This window comes from Sinobacterium caligoides (assembly GCF_003752585.1).
Classification (GTDB): Bacteria; Pseudomonadota; Gammaproteobacteria; order Pseudomonadales; family Sinobacteriaceae; genus Sinobacterium; species Sinobacterium caligoides.
Window position 1 is genome coordinate 444,897 of sequence record NZ_RKHR01000005.1, and the last position, 15,562, is coordinate 460,458.

Annotated in this window: 15 protein-coding genes and 1 tRNA gene; 9 read left to right on the forward strand and 7 right to left on the reverse strand. The window is 45.8% G+C overall.

The genetic code is table 11. The features are described from left to right. Positions 1-66 precede the first annotated feature (66 nt). A complete protein-coding gene (locus EDC56_RS14230; protein ID WP_123713358.1) occupies positions 67-837 on the reverse strand; it encodes an AraC family transcriptional regulator in 771 nt (256 codons plus the stop codon). 147 nt (positions 838-984) lie between these two features. Between EDC56_RS14230 and EDC56_RS14235 the strand changes: the two genes are divergently transcribed. Continuing rightward, a complete protein-coding gene (locus EDC56_RS14235) occupies positions 985-2,163 on the forward strand; it encodes an MFS transporter (protein WP_123713233.1) in 1,179 nt (392 codons plus the stop codon). Between the two features lie 110 nt (positions 2,164-2,273). On the opposite strand, the gene EDC56_RS14240 is transcribed toward EDC56_RS14235, so the two are convergent. Then, positions 2,274-2,516 carry a Rho-binding antiterminator gene (locus tag EDC56_RS14240; protein WP_123713234.1) on the reverse strand — a complete coding sequence of 81 codons (243 nt, stop codon included), beginning with the start codon at positions 2,514-2,516 and terminating at the stop codon, positions 2,274-2,276. Positions 2,517-2,873: 357 nt separating this feature from the next. Here EDC56_RS14240 and EDC56_RS14245 point away from each other — a divergent pair, with 357 nt between their 5' ends. The 3 genes from EDC56_RS14245 to EDC56_RS14255 all read left to right on the forward strand — a co-directional run bounded on the left by EDC56_RS14245 (position 2,874) and on the right by EDC56_RS14255 (position 6,453). Continuing rightward, positions 2,874-3,773: a cyclase family protein gene (locus EDC56_RS14245; RefSeq protein WP_123713235.1), complete on the forward strand. Its 900-nt coding sequence runs from the start codon at positions 2,874-2,876 to the stop codon at positions 3,771-3,773. A 487-nt stretch (positions 3,774-4,260) separates the two neighbouring features. Beyond that, complete coding sequence (locus EDC56_RS14250) at positions 4,261-4,875, forward strand: VPLPA-CTERM sorting domain-containing protein (RefSeq protein WP_148059422.1); 615 nt, start codon at positions 4,261-4,263, stop codon at positions 4,873-4,875. Positions 4,876-5,253: 378 nt separating this feature from the next. After that, positions 5,254-6,453: a lipase family protein gene (locus EDC56_RS14255; RefSeq protein ID WP_123713237.1), complete on the forward strand. Its 1,200-nt coding sequence runs from the start codon at positions 5,254-5,256 to the stop codon at positions 6,451-6,453. Positions 6,454-6,678: 225 nt separating this feature from the next. Here EDC56_RS14255 and EDC56_RS14260 read toward each other — a convergent pair whose 3' ends face one another. The 4 genes from EDC56_RS14260 to EDC56_RS14280 form a co-directional block, all read right to left on the reverse strand. Further along, positions 6,679-7,140 carry a hypothetical protein gene (locus EDC56_RS14260; RefSeq protein ID WP_123713238.1) on the reverse strand — a complete coding sequence of 154 codons (462 nt, stop codon included), beginning with the start codon at positions 7,138-7,140 and terminating at the stop codon, positions 6,679-6,681. A gap of 343 nt (positions 7,141-7,483) precedes the next feature. Further along, positions 7,484-8,110: an outer membrane beta-barrel protein gene (locus EDC56_RS14265; RefSeq protein WP_123713239.1), complete on the reverse strand. Its 627-nt coding sequence runs from the start codon at positions 8,108-8,110 to the stop codon at positions 7,484-7,486. A 322-nt stretch (positions 8,111-8,432) separates the two neighbouring features. Beyond that, a complete protein-coding gene (locus EDC56_RS14270) occupies positions 8,433-9,050 on the reverse strand; it encodes an outer membrane beta-barrel protein (protein ID WP_123713240.1) in 618 nt (205 codons plus the stop codon). Positions 9,051-9,631: 581 nt separating this feature from the next. Next, entirely contained in the window at positions 9,632-11,080 is a 1,449-nt protein-coding gene (locus tag EDC56_RS14280; protein ID WP_211333711.1) for a catalase, read from the reverse strand. A gap of 847 nt (positions 11,081-11,927) precedes the next feature. Here EDC56_RS14280 and EDC56_RS14285 point away from each other — a divergent pair. The 3 genes from EDC56_RS14285 (at position 11,928) to EDC56_RS14295 (ending at position 13,458) form a co-directional block, all read left to right on the forward strand. After that, positions 11,928-12,497, forward strand: coding sequence for a hypothetical protein (locus tag EDC56_RS14285; protein WP_148059423.1), 570 nt, complete (start codon positions 11,928-11,930; stop codon positions 12,495-12,497). 89 nt (positions 12,498-12,586) lie between these two features. Further along, positions 12,587-12,970, forward strand: coding sequence for a GFA family protein (locus EDC56_RS14290; protein WP_123713244.1), 384 nt, complete (start codon positions 12,587-12,589; stop codon positions 12,968-12,970). Positions 12,971-13,254: 284 nt separating this feature from the next. Continuing rightward, positions 13,255-13,458 (forward strand): hypothetical protein, encoded by a 204-nt coding sequence (locus EDC56_RS14295; protein WP_123713245.1) that lies wholly within the window; start codon positions 13,255-13,257, stop codon positions 13,456-13,458. Between the two features lie 287 nt (positions 13,459-13,745). Here the strand turns inward: EDC56_RS14295 and EDC56_RS14300 are convergent. Further along, positions 13,746-13,832: transfer RNA gene (locus EDC56_RS14300), tRNA-Leu, on the reverse strand. Between the two features lie 639 nt (positions 13,833-14,471). Between EDC56_RS14300 and EDC56_RS19830 the strand changes: the two genes are divergently transcribed. After that, positions 14,472-15,026, forward strand: coding sequence for a VPLPA-CTERM sorting domain-containing protein (locus EDC56_RS19830; RefSeq protein WP_211333712.1), 555 nt, complete (start codon positions 14,472-14,474; stop codon positions 15,024-15,026). A gap of 162 nt (positions 15,027-15,188) precedes the next feature. Next, on the forward strand, positions 15,189-15,560 hold the full coding sequence (locus tag EDC56_RS14310; RefSeq protein ID WP_123713246.1) for an Hpt domain-containing protein: 372 nt from the start codon (positions 15,189-15,191) through the stop codon (positions 15,558-15,560). Positions 15,561-15,562 lie beyond the last annotated feature (2 nt).

Sequence of the window (15,562 nt, forward strand, 5' to 3'; positions counted from 1 at the left end):
GGGCCCTCGACGCAACGCATGCTTCCCGGGCCTGACGACGTGTTGTGCCGTTAATCACTCATTGCCTCAACGGGAAAAATACGCCAATGGTGTGCAACCGGTTTGCTGGCGAAAAAAACTGATAAAAGCACTATCACTTGAGAAACCCAGCCTGTCAGCAACCTCGTTGACACGCACCTCATTTGACAACAGCTCTATCGCCCCCAACAACCGCCACTGTTGGCGCCAGCTTTGATACGACATACCCGTTTCTTTGTTAAATATACGCGTAATAGTCTTCGCACTTGCCCCAACTCGCTCACTGAGATCGTTGAGCGTTGGCGCCATAAAGTCTGGTGCATTGATCGTTTCAAGCCAGCTCTGCAGCCGATAATCATGCGGTAACGGCAAGTTAAGATGACTATCCTTGGCGCTGGCAAACTCCTCAATAAACAAATTCAGCGCATTCATCTGCTGTTCGGCCGTCATATCAAAGGGCCAGAAGGCCATCCGCTCGATCAATTCACGCAGCAGGGGATTGACATCGACAATCATCAACTCCCTCGGCAAACGTGACTGCAAAGAGCGATCAAAATACAGCGAACGATAATCAGTGACATTAGACATCTGCGCACGATGATCAACACCACCGGGAATCCAGGCAGCTCGCATCGGCGGTAAGACACACTTTTGCCCGTCGATAGTAATCGTCGTGCAGCCCTTAACAGAAAGGGCCAGCTGGTCCTTGATGTGCGAGTGCACCCCCGAATCGTGCTTAGCAGTCTTAACAGCGATGCCAACTACCGGTATTTCATACTGATTTGAGTCAAAACCACAATCCGACTGAATGACCGCCATCAACTGCTCCTCGAACAAAAACTAAAGGTTGTCCCCAAAGCGATACTTTAGGTCCTGATCTTAATATTAGGACAAACGGCATTCACTATACACTACTCATCATTGAAAAGTTGGTCGTAAAGGCCAGTCAGTTAAGAGGTTGATCAGATGAATCACAAAACAGAGAAAATATCCCTAAGCTTTTCGGTAGCATTATTAATGTTTCCGCAAGTTATCGAAACCATGTACAGCCCAGCACTGACGTCGATCAAAGCACAATTTGGTGTCAGCACCTCAACCGCCGCCCAAGCACTGTCTGTGTTCTTCATTGCCTTTGCTTTTGGTGTGATCTTTTGGGGGCGCATGTGTGATGTTATCGGTCGCCGTCAATCAATGCTTGGCGGCCTGGCTGTCCTAACCATAGGTTCATGCAGCGCGTTAATCGCCTCCAATTTCAACATACTGCTATGCTCATTTGCAGTGTGCGCCTTTGGAGCCGCGGTCGGCTCGATCTGCACACAAACAATGATTCGTGACAGCTACCAAGGTAAAGACCTAGCACACGTCTTCACCATTGCCGCCACTTCTATCGGTATCAGCCCTGTTGTCGGCCTGTTGCTCGGTAGCTGGCTAACGGCGCAAGGGGGGTATCTATGGGTGTTTGCTACCATGGTCGCGTTCATTTTGGTGCTCAGCATTTGGTGCTTTGCCCGCTTGCCGGAGACAAAACCAGCACACACGCAGAAGGACAGCCTAATCAGCATTGCGATTAAAATGAGTCGTGACAGCACAATTTGGTACACCGTCGCCATGATCTCGTTTTTTAACGTGGCATTGTTTTCCTACTACAGTATTGCGCCCTTTATGTTTGAGGATATGGGTCTAGGCGTTGATTACTTCGGCAACACCGGCTTCATCATCGCACTTGGCTCTATTGCTGGCTCATTCATCAACAGCCGCCTGCTAAAAATGGAGATGTCAGACACCAACATTGTACGCATCGCTTCGCTATTGTTATTGATCAGTGCCGTTAGCGTCTATTGCTTGCAGTCAACTCAGTGGTTCTTTGTGCCCATGGCACTAGTTTCGCTCGCGTTTGGCCTTGCTATCCCTCACATCATGGGTAACGCACTGGTCAACTATCGTGACCACTTAGGCAGTGCCGGTGCACTTTTAGGCTCATTCTATTATCTATTAATAGGAGCCGGCCTCGAGTTCGCCAACCATATCGGCGACCTGGGTGAAGTGCTCATCGCCTGCAGCGTGCTCGCCGTGTCGTTGATGCTGTTAAGTGCCGCGAAAGGCGCACTGACAACGAAGACACAGTTAGAAGGCATGGAGTACTAGGCCCGACGCACTAAAGAATGGCATACCACACTACCGCCGTTAACACCGCCCACCTTCTATACGGGCGACTGTTAATGGCGTATTTTATTCTGATCAATCAACACAGGCGCTCAAAACACCACCTCATCAAAGTGAGGGTTACTCTGGCAAGCCTGCATCCGCTCGATAGTATCCAATACCACTAAACACTCAGCAGCATCCACTGCAAGACGTAAACATTCCCGCTTATCGTCATCATATTCAACAGTCACGGCCGTACCGACCCACTCTACCTTCGACTTTAAGACAATCTTGACCTCGTAGCGATACAGGCAGGCAATCTCAATATAGTCATGCAGGTCACAGCTGATCATAAATTTCGACTCCCCTGACAATACAATGGCGCGCTGACGAATAAGTAGAAAATTAATTCGCCTTTAGATTAGCCTATTTTGCCCTCAAAGCAGTCATCATCACATAGCCCTAGCAAGAATGCTGTGCGAGAATCTAATTGACGCGATCGCATAAGGCGCCCCTCAGCGAGACAGTTTTATCCTCACTGTCATCCCGCGACCCGCCCAACACGTTTGCCACAACCATACAATGATTCACTCTCCACTCCCCCTGGAGGTATTCTCAACACGAAAAACGTTACTTCAGACTACTCAAGATTCACTAACGCATCGCCGCCATCCTTCGCGAATCAGCGATGCCTGACCGAGAGCTAGACTATGAACAACGATACCATCGCTCAAACCGTCAACAACTGGGGCCGCTGGGGTACAGAAGACCAACTCGGCTGCCTCAACCTCATTAATCAAGCCGCCGTACAACGCGGCCTCGCCGCGGCTAAACATGGCGAAACATTATCCCTAGCACTCCCCCTCGATGCTGACGGCCCACAAATAGGCCTCACCCCCGGGCGCACCAACCCGAAGCTTACCGTGACCGTCAGTCATCAGTTGTTTACACCGACACAGGGGCTCGCCTTTAACGACGACCGTGTTGACATGAGCTTACAAGCGGCTACCCACTGGGACGCTCTTGCCCACTGCGAATACAATGGCCGCTGCTACAACAATCACGACGCCCAACAAGCCCCCACTGAAGGCTGTACTATTGGCAACATCGGTGCCATACAAAGCCGTGGCGTACTGCTGGATGTCGCCGCCGCGATGGGGGTGGAGCGCCTGCCCGACAGCCACGGCATCACCAACGAAGACCTCGATCGAGCACTAGAGCGCAGTGATGTAATACTCCAGCCCGGCGATATCCTGCTTATTCGTACCGGTCAAATGCAATATTTTCTCAACGGCCAACGCGAACACTACAGTGTGCCTTGCCCCGGCCTGACGCCAGAAAACGCCCTCTGGTTCCACCGTCACAATGTCGCCGCCGTAGCGACCGACAACTACGCCTTCGACGTCGTCCCTTACACTGACGGTGAGTCACCCGCCCTGCATCGCCTCTGTCTCGTCGAGATGGGCTTAATGCAAGGGCAAAACTGGAACCTAGAAACACTCAGCAAACGCTGCAAAAAGCTGCAACAATACAGTTTCCTTCTCACCGCCTCCCCAGAGCCCTTTACCGGCGCCTACGGCGCTCCTGTCGTACCGGTGGTAACGCTTTAAAAAACCAAGTTGGCACAGCCTTATTGCTATGGGGCTGTGTCGGTACTCCCGCTTACTGTCACGATGAAGGGGATATCACCCTCTGTTGCGCTAGCGTTCAACGTATAATTAATGAGCGGCATTTATCACCCCAGTGCCACTAACCTCCAACTCAAAAACTCTTATCTTTATCGTTAGGCGTCATGGCTAACCTTAACATCTTGAACCAAAAAACCCATGAAAAATAATAGCACCAAACCTAACCGACTTAAAAAACACTAAAACAAAAAAAACAAAACAAAACAAAACAACAGAAAGACAGAACAAAAGGGGAAAACCCACCACTAAAAGCCTACAAACAAAGCGACACCCCCATTTTAATAATCACAAAAAAACATTACAAAAACAATCTACAACACACATTTATGCCGCTTTATTCTTGTGCAAACAAAAACAACAACTACATTTACAACTCGACAAACCAGCGAACAAAAAAAAAGGGAATGAAATGAAAAAAAACATACTGATAGGTTTAACTCTTCTAGCCGCACATCAAGCAAGCCACGCCACACTAATTGGCTCTGAACTTAGCGTGCAAACGCTATATCAACCAACATCCACAAGCCCAGTAGAGACGATAGGCTTTCTGACAACAGCCACTGTTGTAGAGCCTGGCGTTGAGTTTTCAAGCTTAGCCTCCACTGAAGTAATAAACCCACCCTTTGGTTTACAAGTGATTGATGTTTCAATAAATACAGGGGCTGACTACATAGACATTGACTTTGACAACGCCAACCGATTTACCGCATTTGGTGCCGCATTTAAAAACGGCTACATGTTTACGTTTGATAGTGATGAAAGCATCAATATAACAGGCGCTACAATCGACAGCAGCGTTACTACTTTAGGCATCATTAATAACGACCTCGCTTTTCTTGATAACCAACTATTTGTCAATGTTGAAGGATTAATATTTAACACCTCGACATTTGCAAGAATAAATTTGACCTCTGAATTAGAGGCAAGTACGGTTCCATTACCGGGTGCAGCCTGGTTACTTGGCACCGGACTGATCACTTTAATGGGGCTTAAAAAATATAGACCCGCGATCATTCCCCACTAACTTCATCATAGCCACGCTGAAAAAACTAGACGACACCGCCAAGAACAGCAAGCGGTGTCGGAACTCCGCCTCATAGCGTGAACAGATAATCTGCATAGCCAACTGCTCTTGCCTGCTGCTTCAATAACCGCAAACATGAAAAGATCGATAAAAATTACCAATACAGCCACCTAAAACCCTCTTCATCAGCAACCATCCCCAATTAAGCAACCAGAAAATCAAACATAAAATACTTAAAAACTTTATACGGCTAAATCCCCTGTATTAATTTAATCTTTTACCCCAAGTTCATTCCTTTGCCTGCCTGTAAATTGAAGTCGAGAAAATCTTCTCATCGAATGTTTTTTTGACCTGAAATTAAATAAGGAAGTTTAAGTAATGAGTACTTACATGCAAGCCTATGGCATTAATAGCGCCTTTATCGAGCGTTCTCAGCTAAGTCGTAAAAAGTGGGCACTAAATGACAACAACGAATACCTGGTGCTTAATGGCGAATGGGAAAATAGCAGCATTACTGCACTAGCAGAAAACTACTTTGTCGTTACTGGGATAAATGATACCCCTGTATCATCAGAAGATGTGCACAGCCTACTACAAGCAGCAGCACAGTCGACAATAGAAAATCAATACGGCCAGGAATATAGCCAAAACGTAAGCTATTTCGCCTCAAATAGATCTGCCGGCTATGAGTACCCTATATTATCTCAGCAGCAGGTTGCTGAAATACGTGATGACGACCTATTCGACTATGCGGCATTATTGCGTTACGCATTCGCCTCTAAATACGTTTATACCCTTGAAGAGGGGGCCGATCCGTTTCCGTATTTTGATAATCCACAATTTAGGCAGCTTATGCTGTTTAGTGGCAACCATGATCTTGAGGTTATCGACACCTTCCTTGGCGATAGTGGCGTTCTATGTACCGCCATTAAAGTGCCAGCAGTACCCGAACAAGGCTTAGAGGAAGAAGTCATTATTGCCTACAAAGGGACAAGTAATGGCGGTGATATCGTTCAAGACGCAGAGCTTGCTATCGCCAACTTCTATGAATCCGACGTTGATTGGCAAGCTGACGCCTATGCCTTCTTCCAACGCATAGTAAGCAACTACCCCGTCAATAATCAGTCCGTTGCTGACGGTTATCACAATGAAGTATCAGGAACATCGTACAAGGTAACCTTAACCGGACATTCATTAGGCGCCTATACAGCAGCAGACGTCTCTGCTCGCTCCGGTGTATTAGCGCGTGTATTTTCATGCCCTGCGACACGTATCATTGAGCGTTACTCGCGCGTATTTGCCAATCAACTAAGGCTAAACTCTGTTGTAAGCTTTTACCGGGATGGCGACCCGGTTGCCGAGCTTAGTGGTCGCCATGATGAAAACATGGTTTGCTTCCCAGGTACCGGCAGCGTAAACGTTTTCAACAATCACTTCTTGGTACCTTTTATTGATGACATTATAGCGCGCGCTTACTTGTCTCCAAGTGACAGCACGGCACAACCTCGCTACGTCTATGTAACACCCGATGCGACCCCTGGCTCAGGCTTAAAAGGGCGTATCAATCGCTGGGGTTAATGCCACAAGAAGTGCGTGATTGCGAGTAATAAAGTAGCCTAATACGCTTAGGTTTACTCCTTCAAATAAAGGCACTTCATTCAGCTAAGGTGACTAAGTCGACACATTAACTTCTCCCCTTGTGTCACCGTGATAGCCGAAGTGATACAAGGGGAAGGTGTATGAGACCTACACGGCACTAGGCATAGCGCCCAGCAACATAACCCCCCATACTATTGCTTGAAATTAGTAAACAATCACTTTCATTTCTCTAACATCTGACCACGAAGTCACCCGCTCACCCATCCACTTGACCGGTATACGACGTTTAATCGTTTGAACACCCGTCGGTAAGCTTTTAGCATAGCTGTGCCATTTAGAGCCTGAGTTTTTGCGTGCCAACCTGATCTGAAAGGTCCAATAAGCACTAACCCCTTGAGAAAAACGATCATCGTATTTCTTAAGCGTCTCCTGCAAGACTTCAGCAAAACCATTTTCCGCCTTCGCACCCGGGTGTTGACGCGAATAGAAAACCCCGTCAGACACTTTAGATTCCTGCTGGATTTGGTTGCTGTATAGGTAATTAGCCATATTAGGGCTGTTTTGCAAAGCATTGTGAAACGATGGGTTCGCAACAACTGAGTTCGCAGCGAATAATGAAACAACAAACAAAGAGGAAACTGACAACTTACGCAGCATTTTTTTCATTTTTATTATCCCTATACAAATGAAATCAATCAACAATTAATTAAACAGCGACAATCCCGAAAACCTTCCTAGTTAACGAAATCACCTGCACATAGTAATAGCAAACAAATACAAACATCAATATTTTTATTTTATAAGCTAGCGAACTTCCAATGTCATCTTTTCGTGCGATAACCAGCGGGAAACTTTACATCAGTCACAACCAGACTGGGTATATTGCAGGAAGGGGGTTGGCTAGCCAAAAACGAATAGAGTGATGCCGAACTGCGACAGTATTTTATATAACAAAAATACTGTCGTATTAGTTAACGGCAGAGTATTTACAACCGCTAAAAAATGACGCTTAGAAGAACATCCTATAGCCGAGGCTTGTATTAATCACATCGTGATCATAGTCTCCCATGTCACTACTGGCTTCGTATGAAAACTTACTACTCTCGAGGTAAACTTCTGAGCTACCTGTAACATTCAAGGCTACACCGGCACCGAAGTAAGGAGCAAATCCTGAGTCCTTGTCGCTATTACCTGAAGAATAGACCTCATCGTTATAGGTGACCTGCCAGCCAGTAGTCAGTTCACTCATAAAATAAGCGGCGCCCAACTTTCCGTAAACTTTGAGCGAGTCAGTGATTGGATAGCTAGCAACTGCCGCCAAACCAAGAGCGCTGGCTTCAGCTTTTGCCTTATAATGAAAATCACCTTCGCTGCGCTTATCTTCCGCATTGCCGAAGTCGTAGTAACTTGCCTCTAGAGCAAAGTAGTCGTTGAACTGGTAACCACCAGTCAAGTTGAAACCAACAGCCTTATCACTATAGTCATAGTGACCAATTGTACTACTATAGTCCGTACTGAAGTCCTGGTCAGCGTAGCTGATAGCAGCACTGGCATAAAACTTTGGCGCATCAGCAAGAGCTGCGGCGCTAGCGAAGAACGCCGATGAGATGACGAGCGTGCCTAATAGTTTGTGCATAAACTTTTATCCTGGATTCACTAAATGAGTCTTTCATAATCGCCGCTATAATGACGTAATAGGGCTAGATTAATATCCGTACAAAGCAGCAAAGAACTGCGCGATAAAACCTAGACAGCTAGGTAGTTGCACCAACATTACGCTCAAAAAAACATCAACATAACGTATAATTAACAAAGAAACATTGAACTTATTAGTCAAGCCAAGGGACCACCTACTGGATTAAATAAGCTTATTTACAGGCCTAACTTCCCAAAACTGATCATACAGCAACGGTAAAAGTCGGCACATCCTATCCTGTGCCGACCTCTTTGAAGGATGCTTAGAAGAACATCCGATAGCCAAGGCTTGTATTAATCACATCGTGATCATAGTCTCCCATGTCACTACTGGCTTCGTATGAAAACTTACTACTCTCGAGGTAAACTTCTGAGCTACCTGTAACATTCAAGGCTACACCGGCACCGAAGTAAGGAGCAAATCCTGAATCCTTGTCGCTGTTCTTGAAGCTAAACTCATCCTCTACATGGATCTGAGTGGTTTCACTCACATCGCTGGTAAAATAAGCAGCCCCCAACTTACCGTACACCCTAAAGCTATCATTGACCGGGTAGCTAGCAACTGCTGCAAGACCCAGCGCAGAAGCCTTCGCTTCCCCCTTATAAGTCAGGTAAGGGCCAGGGTTATGTTCTGCCTCAGCCTTTCCGAAATCGTAGTAACTTGCCTCAAGAGAAAAATAGTCATTGAACTGATAACCCGCCGTTAGGTTAAAACCAACAGCCTTATCGCTGTAATCATAGTTATTAATATTTTCAAAATTGTAGTCCTGATCAGCGTAGCTGATGGCAGCACTGGCGTAGAAACTCGGTTCTTTGGCGAAGGCGGTCGCGCTGACTAACAATGAGGTAGGAATGACGAGCGCGGCGAATAACTTATTCATAAAATTTTCCTAGATCAAAAAAAGTGTGTACGTTGTTACCGCGGCGATAATGACGCTATAGAATTTAATTAATATCCATAGATAGCGAAAAGTCGCTATGCGTTAAAACTTACAAAATTAGGGAGTTATGCTGCTATATCGCTTGAAATAGCATCAACATAACTTGTTAGTAATAAAAAAAGTTGAACTTAATAAGGGCTTATTACGACTGCTATGATCCATTTTTTATTATAATTCACTCACCAAAAATAAACAGTTACGCCACCAGCCTAGCTAGATTTAGCAGTTCCGTTACAAAACGGTCGAAATCAGCTATAAAGGGCTCTGTATTTAGCACACTGCCACCTTTTCTGTTGATTGCTATATTGGGCCGATCCTGATCCCAAGAACTCACAGCTATACCCCAGCAAGACAGCGACAAGCTAGAAATTTCGCTACTGGGCACCAGGCCATCTTTGGTTTGACCAGCGAGCTCATGAGCTAGCGTTGCCGCCATCAAAAACAGCGGCATGCTAGCCTCAGCATAAGGCGATAGAACCTACTCACCCCATGCAGAACAGCGAGATGAATGGCCACATAGCCTATACATCGTCTAAGCTGACGCCCAATGCCTTAGCAACACCTGCACCATAGGCCGGGTCAGCCTGGAGACAATGTGAGATATGGCGCTTTTGTATAGGCAACGAAGCACCACCAACGGATCTTGCCGTATTTTCAAACAGCAACTGTTGCTGCTCCGCACTCATCAACCTAAATAGATCTCCAGGCTGAGAGAAGTAGTCTTCATCCTCACGATGGTCCCAATGTGCCGCTGCGCCAGACAATGACAACGGTGGCTCAGAAAAGTCAGGCTGCTCCTGCCACTCTTCTTTGGTATTAGGCTCATAACCGATCGTGCCACCAAAATTACCATCGACACGCATAGCGCCATCACGATGATAGCTGTGTACAGGGCAACGTGGTGCATTAACAGGTATATGCTGATGATTGACGCCGAGACGATAGCGCTGAGCATCACCATATGAAAATAGGCGCCCCTGCAACATTTTGTCAGGAGAGAAGCCTATCCCAGGAACAATGTTTGCCGGCGTAAACGCTGCCTGCTCAACCTCAGCAAAATAGTTCTCTGGATTACGGTTCATCTCCAACACACCTACCTCAATGAGAGGGTAATCACCGTGTGGCCAAACCTTGGTCAGATCGAATGGGTTGTAGGGCGACTTCTCCGCCTGCTCTTCCGTCATCACCTGGATACTCAAGGTCCAAGAGGGGAAGTCACCCTGCTCTATCGCATTGTAGAGGTCCGCCTGATGACTCTCGCGATCACCGGCGATAATATCGGCAGCCTCTTGGTCTGTGAGATTCTTAATCCCCTGGTTGCAGTTAAAATGAAACTTCACCCAGACTCGCTCGTTATCCGCGTTAATCATGCTGTAGGTATGGCTACCAAAACCATCCATATGACGATAGCTCGCGGGGATACCACGATCACTCATCACAATAGTGATCTGATGCAACGCTTCAGGTAACGAGGTCCAGAAGTCCCAGTTGTTCTCTGCACTGCGCATATTTGTACGCGGATCACGCTTAACAGCATGATTCAGATCAGGGAACTTTAACGGGTCACGCAGGAAAAAGACGGGCGTATTATTACCCACCATATCCCAGTTACCTTCCTCGGTATAAAACTTAATCGCAAAACCACGAATATCACGTTCGGCATCGGCAGCACCACGCTCACCCGCAACAGTAGAGAAACGCGTAAAAAATTCGGTCTTCTTGCCAACTTCAGAGAATATCTTTGCTCGACTATATTGGCTTATATCGTGGGTAACGGTAAAAGTTCCATAGCCACCAGAGCCTTTTGCATGCATACGTCTCTCTGGAATAACCTCCCGATCAAAGTGCGCAAGCTTCTCTAAAAACCAGGTATCCTGCAATAGCTGAGGACCACGAGGGCCTGCCGTCATCACATTCTGATTATGGCTAACAGGGCAACCTGCGCCTGTCGTTAATTTCTTTTTCATCATCGCATCCTATAATTTGGGTTCTGGTAGCCCAGCAGTAGTCAGAGAATCACACCATAAGCCGCTACTACTCACTAAAGCATAGGCCAGCAAACAAAAAGAGCGCCGCCAACTTCTTTAGCATTGTCGACCAACCGAAGAGATACGCACTGGAACTAGCATTAGCACGAGCAACATCATCATTGCCAAGGTGGTAAAGGGTCTAAAACGTTTCTATTCTGTTACCACCTGGCATTAGCAGTGGTCGAAGGCTACATTTAACCCCGCCACATTATTCCAACAACCAAACAATATCTTTGATCTTTCTCATGATTATCGGATGCGATATTAATAGGAAAAACCTATTACACTCATAGCGAAAAACAATATTACCGGTTTAAATATTACTGCTAAAATTAACACGCATTGGGATCCGGGAATTTTATGCTAGCAAAAAACCATGACTAACAGCATTATAAAATTTATCTATTAAACCGTTGACCCAATTACTACACCCCTGACAGAAAAGAAACAACCACCACTTTAGCTTTCCAATATTTCAGCAATGATCTGCAGCTCTATCAAAAATCGCCTATTCACCGGAGCCGCATCCGCCGCAGAGCCAGCATATAATCTCGACACAGAAAAACAAGAATGTCGTCAATCCCGCCCTATCACCAGAACACAACTTCCAAACCTGTCATTAATACGCTAGTGTCGCCTCTTATAAAAACAATTTAGCACCTCAGTTATTATCGCCCTGCCTCTATGCCAGCAGACCTGCCTATCAAGAGCAATCATAAACTCAAGTGCATAATGGCAACCTAAGACCTCACTGAGCTGCTAGCAATACTTCGTGGATACTAACAATATGTTAACAATTATGGCATCGGACATATTTGGCATTACAGACGAGCTAATCGATCTTGGTGAGCGTATAAACAAGGACACATTAATCATTGATCCTTATAATGGGGAAAAGAATCTATTTAGCAATGAAAATGCAGCATACGAGCACTTCATGAGGGTTTGCGGTATTGACGCTTACTCCCGTCATGTTACGCGGCAAATAACAAAAATAAACACGCCATCCCAGCTAATTGGCTTTAGTGTTGGCGCATCTGCAATATGGAAAACTTCACCCAATCTTTGCAGGCGTCATTTTACGAACACACATTTGTTTTACGGGTCTCAAATACGCCACGAATCAAACATTGAACCAAAAATTCCGATTAATTTAATACTACCTAAACATGAGGAAAATTTTTCCATAAATAGTCTCAGCAGATCTTTAGAAAAAACCAACAACACCACACTACAACACAGTAAAGGCTTACATGGGTTTATGAATAAACTGTCTTGTAACTTCAATCAACAGGAATATGACCGGTATATAGCTTACCTTCGCGAAAGCGCCAGCCAAGCCACGATAAAACATTGACAATTAAGAGCAACACTTAGAGCCTCATAACGTATCACTCGACGACTTACCACAACCTCAATAACCTCTAATTAATAGTAGAAAGCAATATGATCTATCAAGCGAGCTGCCACTGTAAAGCCGTTGAGTTTCAAATCGAAGCACCGAATGAGATAGAAGCCGACCAGTGCAACTGCTCTATCTGCAAAAAGTCAGGCTTCTTGCACCTTATTATTCCACTGAGCAAGTTTAAGCTTATTAAAGGGCAAGAGTCTTTAAGCACATATTCTTTTAATACCGGCATTGCCAAACACACCTTTTGTAAAGTCTGCGGCATTAAGCCGTTTTATACGCCAAGATCAAATCCCGACGGCATCGACATAAACCTTAACTGCTTAGACACACAACCATACAACATAAACATTAAGCCATTCAACGGCATGGAGTGGGAACAGCACGCACACAAACTCGCTCACAAAAGCAAAGAGTTATAAAATGCTATGACCATCAAGCTCATCATCATGGACAGCTAACGCCATATTAAGCCAGCTTGATACTGACTACGGCCGCATAGCACTTGTTTAATAGCCCCCAGCCGCATACAGCGACCCACATGAGAGAAATACTGGCCTTAACAGCAAAGAGCTCGATAAAGTTTGATACGCTAAGGCTCCATTACAACTTTCAGCTGCTATTCTATGCGCCACAAACAATAGCTAGACCGCTGAAAGATTAAGATAAATCATCCTGATTAGTAAAACTTAAACCTAGGTGTTATATGGATACTGCAACAATGCTTTGGGGGCTTTTATTCAGCTCAATCGGCCTTGGCTACTTCATCTACGGCAAGAAGCAATCCCATACTGTAGCGCGCTATACAGGCATCACTTTGATGATCTACCCTTACTTTATTTTCAATACAATAGCGCTAGTGACTGTAGGCACATTACTACTACTCGTACCAAGATACCTCAAGCTGTAAATCAACAAGCAGAATCGCCCTTAATACTACCCCCTACTGTATTTACTTCGCCGTCACTTAATCAAGAGTCATAACAAGTTTACAGCCAACTAAGCCACCACCTGTCCCCAACCATCTTAAAGCAGCGATAACCTACAACCCGATCAACCACAAAGAGACCTAACAATAAAACCCGGTGGACACCTGAAGGGAAAAACGCCTATAAATACTTGCCTAGCAACCGTTGCCCATAACTTTCAGACATAAAAAAGCCCAGTAAAGTTAATACTTTACTGGGCTTTCATGTTTGGTGCCCGAGAACGGACTTGAACCGTTACGACCGTGAAGTCGGGAGATTTTAAGTCTCCTGTGTCTACCAATTCCACCACTCGGGCGTTCTACAGAGCAAGCGCACTTGCTGAGAACGGCGAGTAATATAACGAAACCTCTTCCATGATGCAACCATCAATAAGGCTTTTTCTATCACGAACTTATCTGGCACAGTTTTTTTACTATAACAGGTGGTTTTTGGTTATTTAAACAGCGAATCAGATGTTTTCTGCACGCCTGACTTGTCATCACCTTTTGAATATAGCCAAGCTATCAGTGTAAAAAATATCGTCAACGTCACCTCCCTCGCCCCCCATAAGAAAGTCGACACAAACAAGCGATCAACTCCGAGGTGCAATTCACAGCTTAGAGGGAAATGCTGTGATATTTACGTCACAATTGAGAGCTTTTTAGAGTAATAACGTCACCTTCAATTCCAAAATTATTGATTTTCTCGATAATCTGCTATGTCGAAGAATTTTTCAGCTTCACACCGGGCGAGAAAGATATCGACTCCCCCCCCTCTACCATCGAACTAGGAGGCTAGTTGGCACGCACCATGCTTATACCTATCTGTTAGCATGGCAACACCCTTGATGTCGTATTAACCCAACCAAACTTAAAGTCGACCGATGCGGGATGCAATTTAAGTTTGATAATAAAATAGCATAGTGGCCGAACGTCATAGTATGCGAGGGATAATAATGAAAAAAACAAGCTTAATAATTAGCGCAATAGCGCTGGCGGCTAGCTCTACAGCCAGCGCTGGCAATTTCGACTTTAATAAATTTGCAGGCGGCTACCACAACAGCCTGAGCTTCTCTGCCAACGGGGCCAATGTAGGCCTTACCGCCACCGCCCTTGGCGGCTCTAAGGTGTCTTGGACCAACGAAGGTCTTGGCCGTGGCAGCAATGGCTTAAACTACAAGATGTCAGGTGGTGAAGCGTTATCATTTAGCTTCACTAAGGCCGTTGATATCGGCACAATCGATGTCATAGGAATCAGTAGCGCCAGCATTAATTGGACCGCCGCCAACGGCGACACGGGTATTTTCTCTAATGCCACCGATGACGCTGCTGTTAACCTATTCAACATCACCAACATGACCATCACCGCCGAAGGCAACTTCATCACCATAAAAGGTATGGACGACGTATTCGTTTCACAGGTTAATGAAGTACCTCTACCTGCTGCCGCCTGGCTGTTTGGCTCTGCACTCCTTGGCCTTAGCGGCCTTGCTCGCCGAAGACGCGCCTAACACTCTCTCGCTTTAACCACCTGCAAGCACCGTTTTATACCGTCGCTGGGCTCGTAGGTGGTTTTTAGCAACTTTTTATCCGCCAATTAGCATGGGTAAAATACTCTGCAGGCACTAAGCTTATAACAACAGACCTTTCACCGTTTGTCGTGGAGCTTAAACGTGCAGAAAACACAATTTATTCACCTCCCCTCCCTCGAGAAGCTTTCACTCGCGATGAGCGCCGAACGCTTTGATCGCTTTAAGCAGGTCGCCCTCTCTAGCCTCAATGATCTCGCCGATGAGCTCAACCAAGCACTCGCCAACCAAGACATTGAACAACTGCATCGCTCCGCCCACTCTATTAAATCATCAGCACATTATATGGGCGGACTTTCCATTTCAGAACAGGCTCGCTTGCTCGAGCAACAATTTAAAAACCAAGACATGGTAGACGCAGAACAGGCTGTAGCCACCCTGCAAGCGGATTTAAAAGACTTTATGATAGAGCTGGAGCACTACTCACCAGAACACTCCCCAGATAAAGCAAGCTGATA

Bases quoted from the DNA above. Each gene is read 5' to 3' on its own strand.
- EDC56_RS14230 (WP_123713358.1), bottom strand. From the start codon at position 837: ATGGCGGTCATTCAGTCGGATTGTGGTTTTGACTCAAATCAGTATGAA.
- EDC56_RS14235 (WP_123713233.1), top strand. From the start codon at position 985: ATGAATCACAAAACAGAGAAAATATCCCTAAGCTTTTCGGTAGCATTA.
- EDC56_RS14240 (WP_123713234.1), bottom strand. From the start codon at position 2,516: ATGATCAGCTGTGACCTGCATGACTATATTGAGATTGCCTGCCTGTAT.
- EDC56_RS14245 (WP_123713235.1), top strand. From the start codon at position 2,874: ATGAACAACGATACCATCGCTCAAACCGTCAACAACTGGGGCCGCTGG.
- EDC56_RS14250 (WP_148059422.1), top strand. From the start codon at position 4,261: ATGAAAAAAAACATACTGATAGGTTTAACTCTTCTAGCCGCACATCAA.
- EDC56_RS14255 (WP_123713237.1), top strand. From the start codon at position 5,254: ATGAGTACTTACATGCAAGCCTATGGCATTAATAGCGCCTTTATCGAG.
- EDC56_RS14260 (WP_123713238.1), bottom strand. From the start codon at position 7,140: ATGAAAAAAATGCTGCGTAAGTTGTCAGTTTCCTCTTTGTTTGTTGTT.
- EDC56_RS14265 (WP_123713239.1), bottom strand. From the start codon at position 8,110: ATGCACAAACTATTAGGCACGCTCGTCATCTCATCGGCGTTCTTCGCT.
- EDC56_RS14270 (WP_123713240.1), bottom strand. From the start codon at position 9,050: ATGAATAAGTTATTCGCCGCGCTCGTCATTCCTACCTCATTGTTAGTC.
- EDC56_RS14280 (WP_211333711.1), bottom strand. From the start codon at position 11,080: ATGATGAAAAAGAAATTAACGACAGGCGCAGGTTGCCCTGTTAGCCAT.
- EDC56_RS14285 (WP_148059423.1), top strand. From the start codon at position 11,928: ATGTTAACAATTATGGCATCGGACATATTTGGCATTACAGACGAGCTA.
- EDC56_RS14290 (WP_123713244.1), top strand. From the start codon at position 12,587: ATGATCTATCAAGCGAGCTGCCACTGTAAAGCCGTTGAGTTTCAAATC.
- EDC56_RS14295 (WP_123713245.1), top strand. From the start codon at position 13,255: ATGGATACTGCAACAATGCTTTGGGGGCTTTTATTCAGCTCAATCGGC.
- EDC56_RS19830 (WP_211333712.1), top strand. From the start codon at position 14,472: ATGAAAAAAACAAGCTTAATAATTAGCGCAATAGCGCTGGCGGCTAGC.